This is a genomic window from Pseudomonas sp. DR48 (assembly GCF_019823085.1).
Lineage (GTDB): Bacteria > Pseudomonadota > Gammaproteobacteria > Pseudomonadales > Pseudomonadaceae > Aquipseudomonas.
Genome location: NZ_CP081946.1, coordinates 4,801,072 through 4,818,070, shown reverse-complemented (window position 1 = coordinate 4,818,070; position 16,999 = coordinate 4,801,072). Strand labels below are relative to the sequence as shown.

Sequence of the window (16,999 nt, the reverse complement as noted above, 5' to 3'; positions counted from 1 at the left end):
CCCCTCACTCCCTACAAAGGTTACGTAGCCTTGTACCACTTGCCCCATAGGTACATCGCCAGCGCTCATCAATTATCTCCTGAGAATGTGCCCGACATACCGGGACGACGCGATCACCCATGTTCCGCTGCCAACATTGACCTGAACTGAGAAATGCTCTCTGAAGATAGCCCGGCACCTTCAAATACTGCGCAGGTGAAGCTAACCGGGGCGGTGCCTGGAGCAGTAATGATGCGGTCTGCCATCACCGCTATTGAGCTGCTTCGGTAAAGTGTGCAGCCTTCATAACTGACGGCATTCTGTAAGAAGTCAGCGCTGTTCGAGGTATGAGGAACCGTGTCTAGAAGCCCGGCCCTCGCAAGTGCCAGCGTTCCTCCACAGATACCGGCAATGGTTGCCCCACTTGAACGACTGGCATGAAGAAAGTCTCGAATATCCGGTGCTTCTGCACTTTCCCAGATCATTCCTCCAATGACGACGACAACGTCCGGTTTCCAGTCCAGACATTGTTGCAAGCTGCTATCGACCGTTACAGCCAATCCACCCTGCGAACGAAACTGCCCCGTAGTAGGAGCGAAAAACCTGACGTCGATCCCGTAAAACGGGGACGCCGTGCCAGCAATGAAAGCATATTCCCAGTCCGCAAAACCGGGTGTCAGTATCAAACCCACGCGTGCCATCAGTCAGAATCCTCCATGAATGCCCGTAACATATGACGACAACAAACAGACATCAAGGAATGCTTCGGGTCGAATTCTGCCGGTTACAACAGGCGCGAGAGAATTGCATTCTCTATCATCGCAGCGACATCCTTCGCACCAAAACACCGGAACTTAACGCTGCCAGCGCCGGTATCAAGACGAATGATCTTCGTTATGAACCCACCTTCAATCGTGACCTTTCGGATCAATGCCAATGGGAGTTCAATATCCAGCGTCCCGTCCTGAACGAGGCGGTTCATGGCATTGGCACTCAGATGAACCATTGTTTGTGTCAGCACCATCTTTCCGCCAACCCAAAGTCCTCCGTATGCCTCCTTGAAGGCCTCTAGCACATCGCCCAACGCGTCCACATTGCCAGCTTCAGCCACGTAATATAAATCGTCCACGTTGGCGTAATTCACCTCGGCATCGGCCACCAGAAAATTCACCAACTTCGACTTCAAAACCTGTCCAGTCATCTTTGCCTCTCCATTTTTTGGGTAGCAGCCCTGGAATCCAAATGCCTGTTTTGTCCGGGGCGCACTGCACGAACACCCTATCGTCGCTACAAGCGCCGTCCTATTTGGCAGCCAGCACCCATATTAATATGCCATCACGCTAGCAGTCACCTTTTCAGCAATAAAAAGCGCCAACACAGGTAGGACATTTCACTTACCTGCTTCTTTATTTGCTGTAAGAAAGGTCCGTATCTTTCGACGCATCCAATTACAGAAATACAAGCTAAAAAAATCCAGATAGAGTTATTTGAACACTTGGAATAAAGCACCCAGCCAATAAAAGCAACTAAAAGGAGCAGTACACATGGCTAGCCATGGTTACATGAGCATTACTGGGAAACGACAAGGCTTGATTTCTGCTGGTTGCTCAAGCCTAAGCTCCATCGGCAACAAATGTCAGATTGGCCATGAAGACGAAGTCATGATTCTGGCTTACTCGCACAATATGATTACGGGTAATGATGGCGGAGTTTCTGGCGACCGGGGCAATCACATGCCTATTATGATTACCAAAAATATTGATAAATCCTCACCACTACTGGCTAGTGCACTGCATGAGCGCGAAGAAGTAGAGTGCACAATTAACTTCTACCGTACCTCGCCGGCCGGCGGACAGGATAAATATTACTCAATACGACTTACCGGGGCGAAAATCGTACACGTAAGCCTCCAAGTGCCTCATTCCATTCATATGAATGACGCGGAACCACAAGAGCTAGTATCGATTCGCTATAGAGAGATTAGTTGGACCCACATTCAGGCGGGAACGAGCGCGTGTAGCAGTTGGGGGAACGAGGGTGAGTGAAGAAACCTGTGACATTCACGACGTTACTAAAACCGCGTCCGATCTTGTTGCATTCGGCTGCACTCTTGGCGCTACACACCTCTACGATAGCTTCATGCAGCTTCAATTTAGTTCGATTGTTTCATCTTGTGCAAACGAAATTATCCGAGCCGTTGATGAAGGAGTCATCAGTGCGTGGCAAGGTATACAAAAGATCAGAGAGGAATATGCCGAGTTATCATCCAAGGCTTTTTTTTATGCTCAAAACGGCGTTGGGGTTATAGCCGGCGCCCTGCAGGTTGAGGCGGGTATTTCCACGATAGGAAAAACAAGAGGGGTCGGCGTCATAGCTGGCGCCCCACTAATTTTTCATGGCTTCAACAACATTTATGAAGGCATGGGGAATATCTACAATGGTCCTGGCGCGCCAAGTGTAATCGGGCCCATTCGTGAGTTTTATCAAGAGCGTCTTGGAAGCGTTTACGATGGCAATATGGCCTACTACTCGGTGGATGTGTACTTGTCTATAAGCGGCGTATCAAGTTTAGTTCGCAAACCCGATTCGATGCAGTTATTTACCCGCGACCCTATCAACTATGAGATGGCCTACAAACAAATGGGAAAGCTCGCTTTAGCCTTCGAAGCTCTAGTCGACGGAATTACAATTAACACCATGATAAACGAGAGTATCTCTACAAACGGAAAAGCCAACCACGATCAAAGATAAAATCAATCACCGACCACGCCGTGAAGATCCAGCATAAAAGCTCAAAAAAACCATTATTAGCGCAAAAATAAGAAACGTAACTGCTGTAACCAATAAATTAGGCATGCCACTCAAGAGCTCAATTTTTTTCACCTGCGGCATAAATATTATGGTTCCGGCTCCAGCCCCAACACTAATACCAATCCAAGAACCCCAAAGGCTTGTGTACTTTTTATCCATCATATCGCCAAGCCATACATTTCGCAGCCTGGGAATATAAAAAAGCAACCCGAAAGAACTAAAAGCTACATATGTAAAAATGTAGACAGCTCGTAAATAATTGCTATCTATTGAAAATAATTGCTTTACTTCTCCGACAACTATTACCGTAAAAAACCCCGCCGAACCGAAGATAAGAGAACACACCCATATATAGTATTGAATGTTTTTCAGCCGCATAAATACGATCCTTCACAGCTACAATGTTTTAAAACATTATAGCCATGCATCAGACCGTTGGAAGCATTGAAACATTTACTCAATCAAAAGTTAGCCGGTGTATTAGCACTGATGATTTCCGCTTCATCCTGGCCAATATTCCGAAACCGATGCGGTAACGTCGTCGGAAAGTAATACCCATCCCCAGCATTCAGCACACTAATCTGCCCATCAACCGTCAACTCAACCGTCCCCCGCGTAACCAGCCCACACTCCTCCCCTTCCGAATGCACAATCGGCTCTTCCCCGGAACTCGCCCCAGGCGCGTATTGCTCACGCAACAGCCGCATCTGCCGACTCGGCACCGAAGCGCCGATCAGCAGCAACCGCAGCCCATGACGCCCGAGATCCGGCTGTTCATTGGCGCGGAACACATATTGGTGCTCGCGGGGCGGTTGGTCGAAGGTGAAGAAGTCCGCCAAAGACATGGGAATGCCTTCGAGCAGTTTTTTCAGGGAGCTGACGGAGGGACTGACGCGATTTTGTTCGATCAGGGAGATGGTGGCATTGGTGACGCCGCTACGCCGGGCCAGCTCGCGCTGGGAGAGTTTGTAGCTTTCGCGTACTAATTTGAGTCTTGAGCCCGTGTCCATGACAGCCTTATGCGAAGAATACTTAAGGGTTATGGGGGTGGATGGCGGGCGACTTTTGGCCGCGAAAGTACCGCTTCCCTGTCCCGGAAATGTGAAAGGCGGGTATTAAATCACGTTTGGTGGTGTTGCTCAGCAGGTTCGATGAATGGGTGGGTGAAAAGGTTGTTTGGGGCTGAAATCATGGGGTTTGGTTGGGGGTGATGGTGGCTGGTAGGGCCTCATCGCGGGCAAGCCCGCTCCCACATGGGTTCTGTGGCGACCGCAAAATCTGTGATCGACTGGGATCAAATTGTGGAGTGAGCTTGCTCGCGATGGCGGTGTGTCATTCAACATTGATGTTGAATATTAGGGCCTCATCGCGAGCAGGCTCACTCCTACAGGGGGTTTTGTGGCGATAGCAAAAACTGTGATCGACCGGAACCCACTTGTGGAAGTGAGCCTGCTTGCGATGGCGGTGGGTCAGGCGATGTTGATGGCGACTGATTGGGGCTCATCGCGAGCAGGCTCACTCCTGCAGGGGTTGTGCCTGGGTTAGATGCCGAAGCGATCGCGCAGCGCGTAGTACGCGGCGCCCATGGCGGTGAGCGGGGCCTGGAAGGTGCGGCCGCCGAGCATTGGCATGTGCGGCAACGATGCGAAAGCATCGAAGCGTTCGGCGTCGCCGCGGATCATTTCCGAGATCAGTTTGCCGGCCAGGTGCGAGCAGGTGACGCCGTGGCCGCTGTAGCCTTGCATGTAGTAGGCGTTTTTCTCGATGCGGCCGAATTGCGGCATGCGTGACATGGTCAGCAGGAAGTTGCCGGTCCAGCGGTAGTCGATCTTCACGTCCTTGAGTTGCGGGAAGGTCTTGAGGATTTTCGGGCGGATCAGTTGTTCGATGTCGTCCGGTTCCCGCGCGCCGTAGACCACGCCGCCGCCGTACAGCAAGCGGTTGTCGGCAGTGAGGCGGTAGTAGTCGAGCAGGTAGTTGCAGTCTTCGACGCAGTAGTTGTTTTTGATCAGGCTGCGCGCAACCTTCTCGGACAACGGTTCGGTGACGACGATTTGCGAACCGCACGGCATGCTTTTGCTGGTCACTCGATTGTCGAGGCCTTGCGGCAGGTAGGCGTTGCCGGCGATCAGCAGGTATTTGGCGCGGACCACGCCTTTGGCGGTGCGCACGGTGATCGGTTCGCCGTAGGTGATTTCCACCGCCGCCGATTGTTCGTAGATCTTGCCGCCCAGGCCGATGATGGCCGAGGCTTCGCCGAGGGCCAGGTTCAGCGGGTGGATGTGGCCGCCCTGCATGTCGAGCAGGCCGCCGACGTAGGCGTCGGAACCGACTTCACGCTTGATGTCGGCGGTGTCGAGCATTTTCAGGTTCTTGTTGCCGTAGCGCTCCCAGCTCTTCTTCTGCTCGGCCAGGCCTTTGAGTTGCTTCTTGTTCATCGCGGCGAAGATGCCGCCCGGCTTGTAGTCGCACTGGATGTCGTAGTGCTGTATGCGCTGACGGATGATGTCGGCGCCTTCGAAGATCATGCTGCCGAGGACTTCGGCGGTCTTGTCGCCGTAGCGCTCTTCGATCACATCGACGTCACGGCTGTAGGAGTTGACCAGTTGACCGCCGTTGCGACCGCTGGCGCCGAAGCCGACTTTGGCGGCTTCGAGTACGGTCACGCTGTAGCCCGCTTCCGCGAGGAACAGCGCCGAAGACAAGCCGGTGTAGCCAGCGCCGATCACGCAGACGTCGCATTCCACCAGCTCTTCAAGCACCGGGAATTCGCCGGTGAAGTTACGGGTGGCGGCGTAGTAGCTGTTTACATGTGTGGTGTGTTTCATACGTTTCTCCGATGGCCACCGGCAGCGTGCCGGCGACCGTCGCTTTTTTTATAGGTATTAGAGCTTGATCCAGGTCGCTTTGAGTTCGGTGTATTTGTCGAACGCATGCAGCGATTTGTCCCGACCGTTACCCGACTGCTTGTAGCCACCGAACGGCGCGGTCATGTCGCCGCCGTCGTACTGGTTGACCCAGACGCTGCCGGCGCGCAAGCCGCGAGCGAAGGTGTGGGCCTTGCTCAGGTTGCTGGTCCAGACGCCGGCGGCCAGGCCGAAGATGCTGTCGTTGGCAATCGCCAGCGCTTCTTCAGCGGTGTCGAAGGTGATCAGCGACAGCACTGGGCCGAAGATCTCTTCCCGGGCGATGGTCATGGCGTTGGTCACGCCGTCGAAAATCGCCGGTTCCACGTACAGGCCACCGGTGCTTTCGAGGGTGCGGCTGCCGCCCGCGATCAGTTGCGCGCCCTGGTCTTTACCGACCTGGATGTAGCGCAAAACGTTTTCCAATTGACGCTGATCGACGACCGCGCCGACCGTGGTTTCCGGGTCCAGCGCGTGGCCCGGTTTCCAGGCTTGCAGCGCTTCCACCAGCAGCGGAATGAACTGCTCGCGAATCGAACGCTCGACCAGCAAGCGCGAACCGGCGGTGCAGACTTCGCCCTGGTTGAAGGCGATGGCACCGGCCGCCGCTTGTGCTGCCGCGCGCAAATCCGGCGCATCGGCGAACACCACGTTCGGACTCTTCCCCCCTGCTTCGAGCCAGACGCGTTTCATGTTGCTTTGCCCGGCGTAGATCAGCAGTTGCTTGGCAATGGCGGTCGAGCCGGTGAAAGCCAGCACGTCGACATCCATGTGCAACGCCAGCGCCTTGCCGACGGTGTGACCGTAGCCCGGCAGAACGTTGAACACGCCTTTCGGGATGCCGGCATCCAGCGCCAGTTGCGCAATGCGAATGGCCGTGAGCGGCGACTTTTCCGATGGCTTGAGGATGAACGAGTTGCCCGCGGCCAGCGCAGGGGCGAACTTCCAGCCGGCCATGATCAACGGGAAGTTCCACGGCACGATGGCGGCGACGACGCCCGCAGGTTCGCGGGTGATGAGGCCGAGTTGATCGTGCGGGGTGGCGGCGACTTCGTCGTAGATCTTGTCGATGGCTTCGGCGCTCCAGCGGATCGCGTTGGCGGTCGCAGGGATGTCGATGTTCATCGAGTCGTTGATCGGTTTGCCCATGTCGAGGGTTTCGAGCAGGGCCAGTTCTTCCTGGTTGGCCAGGATCAAATCGGCGAAACGAATCAGGATGCGCTTGCGCTCGGCCGGGGCGAGGTTGGCCCAGATGCCGGACTCGAAGGTGCGGCGCGCGACGGCGACAGCGGCGTTGGCGTCGGCTTCGTCGGTGCTGGCGACGTTGGCCAGGAAGCGACCGTCGACCGGGCTCATGCATTCAAAGCTGTCGCCGCTGAGTGCCGGGCAATATTGACCGTCGATGAATGCTCGGCCTTCGATGTTGAGGGACTGGAAGCGTTGCTCCCAATCGCTGCGAGTGTTTGTCATGGTTGTGACTCGACGCAGGGGAATGAGTGATCGTTGGATTGATGCCAGTCAATTGAGGATTTGAAATGCAATCCATTGTGGGAGCGGGCTTGCTCGCGAAGGCGGTATGTCAGGCGCCATCAGGGTTGACTGATCCACCGCTTTCGCGAGCAAGCCCGCTCCCACATTTGATGGGTGGTGTACGCGGATAGTGCGTACACCATCAGGCCCATCAAACGGTGTGCAGGTACCAGTTGTACTCAAGGTCGGAGATGGAGTTCTCGAACTCGGCCAGCTCGCTTTCCTTGCACGCCACGAACACGTCGATGTACAGCGGGTCGATGTAGCGCGCCATGACTTCGCTGTCGTCCAGCTCGCGCAACGCATCGCGCAGGTTGTTCGGCAGGCTTTGTTCGTTTTGCTCGTAGCTGTTGCCTTCGACCGGGGCGCCCGGTTCGATCTCGTTGGTCAAGCCATGGTGAATACCGGCAAGAACCGAGGCCATCAGCAGGTACGGGTTGGCGTCGGCACCGGCTACACGGTGCTCGATGCGCACTGAGTCCGGCGAACCGGTCGGCACACGCACCGCCACGGTACGGTTGTCGATGCCCCAGCTCGGCGAGTTCGGCACATAGAACTGTGCGCCGAAACGACGGTACGAGTTGACGTTCGGGCACAGGAACGCCATCTGCGCCGGCAGGGTCTCGAGCACACCGCCGATCGCGTGTCGCAGCGCGGCGTTCTGCTCGGGATCCTCGCTGGCAAAGATGTTGTTGCCTTCTTTGTCGAGAATCGAAATGTGCACGTGCAAACCGTTGCCCGCCTGACCTGGGTAAGGCTTGGCCATAAACGTGGTGTCCATCTCGTGGTCGTAGGCGATGTTCTTCACCAGACGCTTGAGCAACACCGCATAGTCGCAGGCCTTGATCGGGTCGTTGACGTGATGCAGGTTCACTTCGAATTGCGCCGGGGCGCTTTCCTTGACGATGGCGTCGGCAGGAATGCCCTGCTCTTTCGCGCCTTCAAGGATGTCTTGCAGGCAATCAACGTACTCGTCCAGGTCGTCGATCAGATAGACCTGGGTCGACACCGGACGCTTGCCCGATACCGGCGAACGCGGCGATTGCGGACGACCGTTCACGTTGTCCTGGTCGATCAGATAGAACTCGAGTTCGAAGGCTGCGCAGATGGTCAGGCCCAGGTCATCGAACTTGCGCACGATATTGGCCAACACTTCACGCGGGTCAGCGAAGAACGGCTGGCCTTCGAGTTCGTGCATGGTCATCAGCAACTGAGCGGTTGGGCGCTTCTGCCATGGCTCGATGCTCAGGGTACCGGGGATGGGGAAGCAGATTCGGTCTGAGTCGCCGATGTCCAGACCCAGGCCGGTGCTTTCCACCGTGGAACCGTTGATGTCCAGAGCAAACAGTGACGCCGGGAGGTTGATGCCTTTTTCGTAAACCTTATGAAGACTGGTGCGCTCGATGCGCTTGCCGCGCACCACACCGTTCATATCCGCAATCAGAAGGTCGACGTACAAAACCTCAGGATATTTCTTAAGGAATGCGTTTGCTTCGTTGAGTTGAACGGCACGCAGAGGGACCGACATGATGCACCTATTAGCTGTTAATTATTATGTTCACTACCTTGTTGCGAGCTCAGTCAACCCGAACGGCAAAGTGAAGTCAATAGCGAACACTTGACCTTTCAACCTTTATTTTCGGGCCTTTTTTGGGCACGAGAGTGCCACATCAGTCTTGCGCACCGCGTAAATCCTGACGATCAGACGTGCGGCGTTTAGAATTTTTTACATGAGAGTTGTTAATTAAAATCAACAAGGCTAAGCTCCGGAAAAGCTCGTTCAAGTGTGAAACTTCGAGGTGATAAAAATGGCATTCAAGCCATTGATCGGCGTTACAGCGTGCGTCAAACAGATTGGCCTGCACCCCTACCACGTCAGCGGCGACAAGTACTTGCGTGCTGTCAGCGTCGCGGCTCTGGGGCTGCCCGTCATCATTCCTTCCCTGGGCGAACAGACTGAAATCGAGGATGTGCTGGCGCACCTTGATGGCCTGTTGCTGACCGGCTCCCCTTCGAACGTGGAACCTTTCCACTATCAAGGCCCGGCCAGCGCTCCCGGCACGGATCACGATCCGGCGCGGGACGCCACGACTCTTCCTTTATTGCGTGCGGCCATTGCGGCTGGCGTGCCGGTGCTCGGCATCTGCCGCGGCTTCCAGGAAATGAACGTGGCGTTCGGCGGCAGCCTGCATCAGAAGGTGCATGAGCTGCCCGGGATGCTCGATCACCGCGAAGCGGACAGTCCCGAGCTGGCGGTGCAATACGCCCCGGCCCATGCGGTGACAGTGCAACCGGGCGGGGTGTTCGAGGCGCTGGAGTTGCCCGGCGAGTTCATGGTCAATTCGATTCACAGCCAGGGCATCGACCGACTCGCCCCCGGCCTGCGTGCCGAAGCGATTGCGCCGGACGGTTTGATCGAAGCGATTTCGGTGGAACACAGCCCCACCTTCGCCGTCGGTGTGCAATGGCACCCGGAATGGCAGGTGCTTTCCAATCCTCCTTATTTGAGTATTTTCCAGGCGTTCGGCGATGCGTGCCGGCGACGGGCCGCGTTGCGTAAATCACGCTGACGCAAAAAACGATTGATTCATTTACTGCCCCCGTGAGTCAGGCGGGCGTGCGTTTGCGCGCCTGACGCTCGCGATAACAACACACTGCGATAACAACAAGTACTACCAGGCAGCCAGGACGGCGGCGCCGAATTAGCCCAAGGCGGGCGATGCCAGTGAGCCAAACGCAAATCCAGGGTGGGAGCGGGCTTGCTCGCGAAGAGGGAGTGTCAGTCGACATTGATACTGCCTGATACACCGCTTTCGCGAGCAAGCCCGCTCCCACAGGGGATCACCGTTGAATTGACTGGCACCGCACGCCCCAAGGCTTGCAATCAACTATTAAGTCAGGCCGCGTTGGCCCGACAACTGAAACCTGTTGGGAGTTTCACATGGCAAACGCCTCCAGCACTTACAGGAAGGCTCTTGAAGGTCACCAGACATCGAAAAAGGTGTTGTTGAAGGTCGACCGCGTCACCAAGAAATTCGACGAAACCTGCGCCGTAGACGATGTCTCGCTTGAGATTCATCAAGGCGAAATCTTCGCTCTACTCGGCGGTTCCGGTTCCGGCAAATCGACCCTGCTGCGCATGCTCGCAGGCTTCGAGCGCCCGACCGATGGACGGATTTTCCTCGATGGCGTGGACATCACTGACATGCCGCCGTACGAGCGGCCGATCAACATGATGTTCCAGTCGTACGCCTTGTTCCCGCACATGACGGTTGCGCAGAACATTGCCTTCGGCCTCAAGCAGGACCGTTTGCCGGCCAGCGAAATCGACGCCCGCGTCGAAGAGATGCTGCGCCTGGTGCACATGACCCAATACGCCAAACGCAAACCCCATCAGTTGTCCGGCGGACAGCGTCAGCGTGTCGCCCTCGCCCGCTCCCTGGCCAAGCGTCCGAAGCTGTTGCTGCTCGACGAACCGATGGGCGCGCTGGATAAAAAGCTGCGCTCGCAGATGCAACTGGAACTGGTCGAGATCATCGAGCGCGTCGGCGTGACCTGCGTGATGGTGACCCACGATCAGGAAGAGGCCATGACCATGGCCCAACGCATCGCGATCATGCACCTGGGCTGGATCGCCCAGATCGGTAGCCCGGTCGACATTTATGAAGCGCCGGTCAGCCGCATGGTCTGCGAATTCATCGGCAACGTGAACGCCTTCGACGGCACCGTGGTGGAAGACCTGGAAGGCCACGCGATCATTCACAGCCCGGACCTGGAACAGAAGATCTACGTCGGTCACGGCGTCAGCACCTCGGTGCAGGACAAGTCGATCACCTACGCGATCCGCCCGGAAAAAATGCTGGTCAGCACGATCAAGCCGGAGACTCGCTACAACTGGTCCCAAGGCAAAGTGCATGACATCGCCTACCTCGGCGGTCACTCGGTGTTTTACGTGGAATTGCCTGGCGGCAAGGTCGTGCAGTCGTTCATGGCCAACGCCGAACGCCGTGGCGCCCGTCCGACCTGGGACGACAAGGTCTACGTGTGGTGGGAAGACGACAGCGGCGTGGTACTGCGCTCATGAAAACACTCAATCAGCAGTTCATGCGGCTGATGCCGAGTGGTCGAAAGCTCGTCATCGGGGTTCCATTCCTGTGGCTGTGCCTGTTTTTCCTGTTGCCGTTCTTCCTGGTGATGAAGATCAGCTTCTCGGAAGCGGCCCTGGCCATTCCTCCCTACTCTGAGATCTACACCTACGCCGAGCAGAAATTCCAGCTGCTGTTGAACATCGGCAACTACGCGTTGCTGACCGACGATGAGCTGTACATCTCGGCCTACCTGGGTTCGTTGAAGGTCGCGTTTTTCAGCACGCTGATGTGCCTGGTGATCGGTTTCCCGATGGCCTATGCGATCACCAAAGCGAGCAAGGAAGCGCAAAACGTCTTGCTGCTGTTGATCATGATGCCGACCTGGACCGCGATCCTGATCCGCGTTTACGCGTGGATGGGCATTCTGAGCAACAACGGTTTGCTCAACGCGTTCTTGATGTGGACCGGGCTGACCGACCACCCGATCGAGATCCTCAACACCAACACGGCGGTGTACATCGGTGTGGTTTACGCCTACCTGCCGTTCATGGTGTTGCCGCTGTACGCCAACCTTGTCAAGCACGACCAGAGCTTGCTGGAAGCGGGTTCGGACCTGGGTTCGAGCAACTTCAACAACTTCTGGAAAATCACCGTGCCGCTGGCCAAGAACGGAATCATCGCCGGCTGCATGCTGGTGTTCATTCCGGTGGTCGGTGAGTTCGTGATTCCGGAACTGCTGGGCGGCCCGGAAACCCTGATGATCGGCCGTGTGCTGTGGCAAGAGTTCTTCAACAACCGCGACTGGCCGGTGGCATCTGCCCTGGCGGTGGTGATGCTGTTGATCCTGATTGTGCCGATTCTGCTGTTCAACCGCAGTCAGGCCAAAGAGATGGAGGCACGGGGATGAAACGCTTCGGATTTTCAAAGTTCATGCTGATTTTCGGCTTGTCGTTTATCTACCTGCCGATGTTGATTCTGGTGATCTACTCCTTCAACGCTTCCAAACTGGTGACGGTGTGGGGCGGCTGGTCGATCAAGTGGTATGTCGGCCTGGCCGACAACACCCAACTGATGGGCTCGGTGGTGCGCTCGCTGGAAATCGCCTGCTACACCGCGATTGCCGCTGTAGTGCTGGGCACCTTGGCAGCATTCGTGCTGACCCGCGTGACGCGTTTCAAGGGCCGCACGCTGTTCGGTGGCCTGGTGACCGCGCCGTTGGTGATGCCTGAAGTGATCACCGGCCTGTCGCTGTTGCTGCTGTTCGTGGCCATGGCGCAGTTGATCGGCTGGCCGCAGGAGCGTGGCATCGTCACCATCTGGATCGCCCACACCACGTTCTGCGCCGCCTATGTGGCGGTGGTGGTCTCCGCCCGCCTTCGTGAGCTGGACCTGTCCATCGAAGAAGCGGCCATGGACCTGGGGGCGAAGCCGTTCAAGGTGTTTTTCCTGATCACCATTCCGATGATCGCGCCGTCTCTGGCGGCCGGCGGCATGATGTCGTTTGCCTTGTCGCTGGATGACCTGGTGCTGGCGAGCTTCGTGTCGGGCCCGGGTTCGACAACCCTGCCGATGGAAGTGTTCTCGGCGGTGCGTCTGGGCGTGAAGCCTGAGATCAACGCCGTGGCCAGCCTGATTCTGCTCGCCGTCTCGATCGTAACGTTCATGGTCTGGTTCTTCAGCCGTCGCGCCGAAGCCACCCGTAAACGCGCGATCCAGGAAGCGATGGACCAGACCGCCAGCGAATCCTGGAAGCAACCTGAGAAGCAATTGGTAGAAGCGACGGCCTAGGCCGTCGCGTTTCAAACGCTTTGCGTAATGTGAATAAAAAGAATGGAGTTGTACCGATGAAAATGTTTGGCAGGACTCTGCTGACACTGTCCTTATTGGGCGCAATGGCTACGGGCGCCCAGGCCAATGACAAGGTACTGCGCGTCTACAACTGGTCGGATTACATCGCCCCGGACACCGTCAAGAAATTCGAAGACGAGACCGGCATCCGCGTGACCTACGATGTGTTCGACAGTAACGAAACCCTTGAGGCACGCCTGCTCGCGGGCAAATCCGGCTACGACATCGTGGTGCCGTCCAACAGTTTCCTGGCCAAGCAGATCAAGGCTGGCGTCTATCAGACGCTGGACAAGTCGAAGCTGCCGAACTGGAAAAACCTCAACCCGGTCCTGTTGAAAAACGCCTCCGCCAGCGACCCGGATAACGGTCACGCCTTCCCGTACATGTGGGGCTCGATCGGCATTGGGTTCAATCCGCAAAAGGTCAAGGAAGTGCTCGGCACGAACGCGCCGACCAACTCCTGGGACTTGCTGTTCAAACCGGAAAACGCGCAAAAGCTCAAAGCCTGCGGGATCAGTTTCCTCGACTCGCCGACCGAGATGCTGCCGGCCGCCCTGCACTATCTGGGCTATCCGGTGAACTCTCAGGACAAAGGCCAGATCGCCGAAGCTGAAGCGTTGTTCATGAAGATCCGGCCGTCGGTGGCGTACTTCCATTCGTCGAAATACATCTCCGACCTGGCCAACGGCAACATCTGCGTCGCGGTCGGTTACTCCGGCGACGTGCTGCAGGCCAAGGCCCGCGCCCAGGAAGCGGGCGACAAGGTGAAGATCGACTACAGCATTCCCAAGGAAGGGGCCGGCAGTTTCTACGACATGGTCGCCATCCCTCGGGATGCGGCGAACGTCGAGAACGCCTACCTGTTCATGAATTTCCTGATGCGCCCGGACATCATCGCCGAGATCACCAACAACATTGGCTACAGCAATGCCAACGCGGCGGCGACGCCATTGGTGGATGAAGCGATTCGCGATGATCCGGGGTCGTACCCGTCGCAAGAAGTGATGGCGACGCTGTATGCAATTCCAGACATGCCGATTGGTGTTCAACGAGTAATGACCCGAGGCTGGACGCGGGTGAAGCTCGGCAAGTGATTCACCACTGATCCACTGATTGCTGACCATCTGATCGTTCCCACGCTCCGCGTGGGAATGCAGCCCGGGACGCTCCGCGTCCCTTCCGAAGCCGAACGCGGAGCGTCCGTGGAGGCATTCCCACGCAGAGCGTGGGAACGATCAGCGGTCAGTGGTCAGTGGTCAGTGGTCAGTGACAACGTTTCCCGTTCACGCAGCGCCTTACCACCGCTGCACTCCTGTCAAGAACGGCCTCACCTGGCTTCCTCTCGGTTCAGGTGAATTTGGCGCCCTCCTCGGGCGCCTTTTTTATGGGGGCGCGAGCGGCCATTGCGCCAGTGCCCGATACCGGCCCTTATGGGATTCGAACAGCGTGAAATGATCGGCCCGCATAAAAAACTCGGGCGGCGTCGCGGACTCAGGCACCGGCATCCGATAGTCACGCATCAACGTCAGGTGCGGCCGAAACTCCTTCGGCGAATCCTCGAAGCCAAACGGCAACATCGCCTGTTCCAGGGCGTACACCAGCCGCAGCAACTCTGGTGATGCCTGCTCCGGCGCCAGCACCAACACCCCGGACCTGCGCCAGACATCCAGCCGATCCAGCGCCACCTTTAAGGGCGCACCGGGCACACGAACCTTGGAAGCTGCCGTACAGATCTCGGCAATGTGCGCCACCTCGACAGCGCCCAAGAACATCAACGTCAGGTGAAAGTTTTCAGCTGGCACCGGGCGACCGTTGCGAAGCTGCAGCGCGCTGCGCCACTGGGCGATGGACTTGCGTTGGGCCGGCGCACAATCCAAGGCGAAAAACAGCCGTTTCAGCGGTTCATGGGATTCGTCGCTCATAGCTGGCACCTCCTGACAGGCAAGTTATAGTTCAAGCAACCGAATCTTTGGAGGGGGCCATGCGACAGATCATCAGCAAAGAGCCATGGTGGGCCGTGCCACCGAAACCCGGCCAGGATGAAGCCGAGCTGGAATGGGGCTGGCTGGTGCATTACAGCGAAGGCGAGCCGCGTTTCGAGTTTGTCAGGGAACGACCGACGGACAATGAAATCCGCAATCGCAAGAGTTGCAGGATCACCCCGACGCCGGAATGACCCCGCTGTGAGCATCAGGCTTTGACGATTATTTCGAAACCACCAAAGATCAACCGCTGACCATCGAACGGCATCGGATTGGTGTCGGGCTGCATGCGCGGATCGTTCATGAGTTTGTCCATGCCGGCATTGCGGGTGGCCTTGTCCGGCCAGACGATCCAGGAAAACACCACGGTTTCATCCTCCTTGAGTTTCACCGCCATGGGGAAGGAGGTGAGCTTGCCATCGGGCACGTCATCGCCCCAGCACTCGGTGACGCTGAGCGCACCGCTTTCCTTGAAAATCGCGGCGGCGGTTTCCGCGTGTTTCTTGAATTTTTCACGATTGGCGGTCGGTACGGCCGCGACAAAACCATCGACGTAAGACATGGTCATTCTCCTGCGGGGGGTTGAGGGTCGATCTGCTGGTTAGTCGATTGCGGCGCACTCCATTCGACAGCCCCAGGGCCCGAGCTGACCGACGGTACATCGGCACTGCCTGCCAGACTGCCCTCAATCTGCCCCGCCATGTACAACGTGCCGGCCATCACGCCGGTCTTCGGGTTCTGCACCATCTTCAACCAGGCCTTATCGAACGTGTTGCCCAGGCTGCTGCGAATCAGCGCTTCGCTGTCCGGCCGGTCGTTGGCCTGAATAATCGCCCGGATCCCCGCCACCCCCACGGTAATCAATCCTCCCGCCAGTTTGCCGGCCGCCGCCGCTACTGCACTGGCGGCACCGCGCGGGGCCATTTCGGCTTCCATGCGCTGGCTGGCGCGCTTGGCCACGGGCGCCATCGCCGTGTCGGTCGACGCGACACCTTTATCCCCACCCGCCTTGTGGATCTTGTCGATGAGCGCCGCGTAGGCCGGCAACGTATTCAGCGGTTGCGTGTGCACAACCTGGTACAGCGAGGCATCCCGGGCCGGCGGCGGTCCCAGGGCAATGGCGGGGATTTTCTGGATTCGGGCGTTAAGCTGCTCCATCGGCACGCCGTGGCGCTTGGAAATTTTCTGCAGCTCTTCCTGAAGAATATCCACGTAGAACGCCGTGGCCTGGGCGAGAATCGCGTCCGGATCGATCTCCACGGCGACCGGTGCCAACACGCGTTCCTGATATTGCTCCAGCAGATAGGCCGCCAGGCGCTTGGCCGAGGCATCCTGCTCACCTTTGGCGCTGATGGTGTACCAACTGACCTTCATCGACAGCCATTCCTGGGTCCAGTAACTGCTGAACCAGGGAATGAAGTTTTCTTCAGTCAGTTCATAAACCCGGGTTCGCCAGTATTCCATGGCCCCACGCGAGTAGATTTTGGTCTGCTCGGTGGCGGACTGGGAGGCAGCGACAATTTCGCGATCCACCTGGCGCCAAGTGCTCTCGGACACCACCACAACCGGCGCCACCACCGGGGCATGCGGAGACGTGGCGCAACCCGCCAACACCACCATCACGGCGACGATCAGCGAACGCAGGTTCAAGATCGCGGTTTCCTACAGTGATCCCCGAACGGTATGTCCGGCGCTCAAATGCCTATTTATTTTGAGTATAGGTGTGAGGGTTTGTTCGCTTTGGATTGATTGTTGTCCTTGGGGGCCTCATCGCGAGCAAGCCCGCTCCCACAGTTAACCGCGTTCCAATGTGGGAGCGGGCTTGCCCGCGATGGGGCCCTGGAAGACACCATCA

At 57.2% G+C, this 16,999-nt stretch carries 18 protein-coding genes; 8 read left to right on the top strand and 10 right to left on the bottom strand.

Translation table 11 applies throughout. The features are described from left to right. Positions 1-113 precede the first annotated feature (113 nt). Both K5K95_RS21880 and K5K95_RS21875 read right to left on the bottom strand, forming a co-directional pair. A complete protein-coding gene (locus K5K95_RS21880) occupies positions 114-680 on the bottom strand; it encodes a DJ-1/PfpI family protein (RefSeq protein WP_222586068.1) in 567 nt (188 codons plus the stop codon). Positions 681-763: 83 nt separating this feature from the next. After that, positions 764-1,180 (bottom strand): hypothetical protein, encoded by a 417-nt coding sequence (locus tag K5K95_RS21875; RefSeq protein WP_222586067.1) that lies wholly within the window; start codon positions 1,178-1,180, stop codon positions 764-766. A 343-nt stretch (positions 1,181-1,523) separates the two neighbouring features. On the opposite strand from K5K95_RS21875, the gene K5K95_RS21870 reads away from it, so the two are divergent. Next, complete coding sequence (locus K5K95_RS21870; RefSeq protein WP_222586066.1) at positions 1,524-2,024, top strand: Hcp family type VI secretion system effector; 501 nt, start codon at positions 1,524-1,526, stop codon at positions 2,022-2,024. Continuing rightward, entirely contained in the window at positions 2,017-2,730 is a 714-nt protein-coding gene (locus K5K95_RS21865) for a DUF4225 domain-containing protein (protein ID WP_222586065.1), read from the top strand. The genes K5K95_RS21870 and K5K95_RS21865 overlap by 8 nt, the downstream gene beginning before the upstream one ends. A gap of 6 nt (positions 2,731-2,736) precedes the next feature. On the opposite strand, the gene K5K95_RS21860 is transcribed toward K5K95_RS21865, so the two are convergent. The 5 genes from K5K95_RS21860 to K5K95_RS21840 all read right to left on the bottom strand — a co-directional run bounded on the left by K5K95_RS21860 (position 2,737) and on the right by K5K95_RS21840 (position 8,754). After that, positions 2,737-3,168, bottom strand: a complete 432-nt coding sequence (locus tag K5K95_RS21860; protein WP_222586064.1) for a hypothetical protein — start codon at positions 3,166-3,168, stop codon at positions 2,737-2,739. An 83-nt stretch (positions 3,169-3,251) separates the two neighbouring features. Beyond that, positions 3,252-3,800, bottom strand: a complete 549-nt coding sequence (locus K5K95_RS21855; protein WP_028623608.1) for a cupin domain-containing protein — start codon at positions 3,798-3,800, stop codon at positions 3,252-3,254. Between the two features lie 531 nt (positions 3,801-4,331). Further along, entirely contained in the window at positions 4,332-5,618 is a 1,287-nt protein-coding gene (locus tag K5K95_RS21850; protein WP_222586063.1) for an NAD(P)/FAD-dependent oxidoreductase, read from the bottom strand. A gap of 57 nt (positions 5,619-5,675) precedes the next feature. Next, the gene (locus K5K95_RS21845; protein ID WP_222586062.1) at positions 5,676-7,166 is read right to left on the bottom strand and encodes an aldehyde dehydrogenase; all 1,491 of its coding nucleotides are present in this window, start codon (positions 7,164-7,166) and stop codon (positions 5,676-5,678) included. A 211-nt stretch (positions 7,167-7,377) separates the two neighbouring features. Continuing rightward, complete coding sequence (locus K5K95_RS21840; RefSeq protein WP_222586061.1) at positions 7,378-8,754, bottom strand: glutamine synthetase family protein; 1,377 nt, start codon at positions 8,752-8,754, stop codon at positions 7,378-7,380. Between the two features lie 280 nt (positions 8,755-9,034). Between K5K95_RS21840 and K5K95_RS21835 the strand changes: the two genes are divergently transcribed. The 5 genes from K5K95_RS21835 to K5K95_RS21815 all read left to right on the top strand — a co-directional run bounded on the left by K5K95_RS21835 (position 9,035) and on the right by K5K95_RS21815 (position 14,256). Continuing rightward, positions 9,035-9,796: a gamma-glutamyl-gamma-aminobutyrate hydrolase family protein gene (locus K5K95_RS21835; protein WP_222586060.1), complete on the top strand. Its 762-nt coding sequence runs from the start codon at positions 9,035-9,037 to the stop codon at positions 9,794-9,796. A 371-nt stretch (positions 9,797-10,167) separates the two neighbouring features. Next, positions 10,168-11,310 carry a polyamine ABC transporter ATP-binding protein gene (gene potA / locus K5K95_RS21830; protein WP_222586059.1) on the top strand — a complete coding sequence of 381 codons (1,143 nt, stop codon included), beginning with the start codon at positions 10,168-10,170 and terminating at the stop codon, positions 11,308-11,310. A gap of 29 nt (positions 11,311-11,339) precedes the next feature. After that, entirely contained in the window at positions 11,340-12,221 is an 882-nt protein-coding gene (locus tag K5K95_RS21825; RefSeq protein WP_167360543.1) for an ABC transporter permease subunit, read from the top strand. Then, positions 12,218-13,102 (top strand): ABC transporter permease subunit, encoded by an 885-nt coding sequence (locus tag K5K95_RS21820; protein WP_222586058.1) that lies wholly within the window; start codon positions 12,218-12,220, stop codon positions 13,100-13,102. Before K5K95_RS21825 ends, K5K95_RS21820 begins: the two co-directional genes overlap by 4 nt. Before the next feature lie 56 nt (positions 13,103-13,158). After that, a complete protein-coding gene (locus tag K5K95_RS21815; RefSeq protein WP_208667836.1) occupies positions 13,159-14,256 on the top strand; it encodes a polyamine ABC transporter substrate-binding protein in 1,098 nt (365 codons plus the stop codon). A 288-nt stretch (positions 14,257-14,544) separates the two neighbouring features. Here K5K95_RS21815 and thpR read toward each other — a convergent pair whose 3' ends face one another. Beyond that, entirely contained in the window at positions 14,545-15,084 is a 540-nt protein-coding gene (gene thpR / locus K5K95_RS21810; protein WP_222586057.1) for an RNA 2',3'-cyclic phosphodiesterase, read from the bottom strand. A gap of 59 nt (positions 15,085-15,143) precedes the next feature. On the opposite strand from thpR, the gene K5K95_RS21805 reads away from it, so the two are divergent. After that, the gene (locus K5K95_RS21805) at positions 15,144-15,338 is read left to right on the top strand and encodes a hypothetical protein (protein WP_222586056.1); all 195 of its coding nucleotides are present in this window, start codon (positions 15,144-15,146) and stop codon (positions 15,336-15,338) included. 14 nt (positions 15,339-15,352) lie between these two features. Here the strand turns inward: K5K95_RS21805 and K5K95_RS21800 are convergent, their stop codons facing one another. Both K5K95_RS21800 and K5K95_RS21795 read right to left on the bottom strand, forming a co-directional pair. Next, positions 15,353-15,706: a DUF1428 domain-containing protein gene (locus K5K95_RS21800; RefSeq protein ID WP_090182900.1), complete on the bottom strand. Its 354-nt coding sequence runs from the start codon at positions 15,704-15,706 to the stop codon at positions 15,353-15,355. A gap of 2 nt (positions 15,707-15,708) precedes the next feature. Next, on the bottom strand, positions 15,709-16,794 hold the full coding sequence (locus tag K5K95_RS21795; RefSeq protein ID WP_222586055.1) for a hypothetical protein: 1,086 nt from the start codon (positions 16,792-16,794) through the stop codon (positions 15,709-15,711). Positions 16,795-16,999: the final 205 nt, after the last annotated feature.

Bases quoted from the DNA above. Each gene is read 5' to 3' on its own strand.
- K5K95_RS21880 (WP_222586068.1), bottom strand. From the start codon at position 680: ATGGCACGCGTGGGTTTGATACTGACACCCGGTTTTGCGGACTGGGAA.
- K5K95_RS21875 (WP_222586067.1), bottom strand. From the start codon at position 1,180: ATGACTGGACAGGTTTTGAAGTCGAAGTTGGTGAATTTTCTGGTGGCC.
- K5K95_RS21870 (WP_222586066.1), top strand. From the start codon at position 1,524: ATGGCTAGCCATGGTTACATGAGCATTACTGGGAAACGACAAGGCTTG.
- K5K95_RS21860 (WP_222586064.1), bottom strand. From the start codon at position 3,168: ATGCGGCTGAAAAACATTCAATACTATATATGGGTGTGTTCTCTTATC.
- K5K95_RS21855 (WP_028623608.1), bottom strand. From the start codon at position 3,800: ATGGACACGGGCTCAAGACTCAAATTAGTACGCGAAAGCTACAAACTC.
- K5K95_RS21850 (WP_222586063.1), bottom strand. From the start codon at position 5,618: ATGAAACACACCACACATGTAAACAGCTACTACGCCGCCACCCGTAAC.
- K5K95_RS21845 (WP_222586062.1), bottom strand. From the start codon at position 7,166: ATGACAAACACTCGCAGCGATTGGGAGCAACGCTTCCAGTCCCTCAAC.
- K5K95_RS21840 (WP_222586061.1), bottom strand. From the start codon at position 8,754: ATGTCGGTCCCTCTGCGTGCCGTTCAACTCAACGAAGCAAACGCATTC.
- K5K95_RS21835 (WP_222586060.1), top strand. From the start codon at position 9,035: ATGGCATTCAAGCCATTGATCGGCGTTACAGCGTGCGTCAAACAGATT.
- potA (WP_222586059.1), top strand. From the start codon at position 10,168: ATGGCAAACGCCTCCAGCACTTACAGGAAGGCTCTTGAAGGTCACCAG.
- K5K95_RS21825 (WP_167360543.1), top strand. From the start codon at position 11,340: ATGCCGAGTGGTCGAAAGCTCGTCATCGGGGTTCCATTCCTGTGGCTG.
- K5K95_RS21820 (WP_222586058.1), top strand. From the start codon at position 12,218: ATGAAACGCTTCGGATTTTCAAAGTTCATGCTGATTTTCGGCTTGTCG.
- K5K95_RS21815 (WP_208667836.1), top strand. From the start codon at position 13,159: ATGAAAATGTTTGGCAGGACTCTGCTGACACTGTCCTTATTGGGCGCA.
- thpR (WP_222586057.1), bottom strand. From the start codon at position 15,084: ATGAGCGACGAATCCCATGAACCGCTGAAACGGCTGTTTTTCGCCTTG.
- K5K95_RS21805 (WP_222586056.1), top strand. From the start codon at position 15,144: ATGCGACAGATCATCAGCAAAGAGCCATGGTGGGCCGTGCCACCGAAA.
- K5K95_RS21800 (WP_090182900.1), bottom strand. From the start codon at position 15,706: ATGTCTTACGTCGATGGTTTTGTCGCGGCCGTACCGACCGCCAATCGT.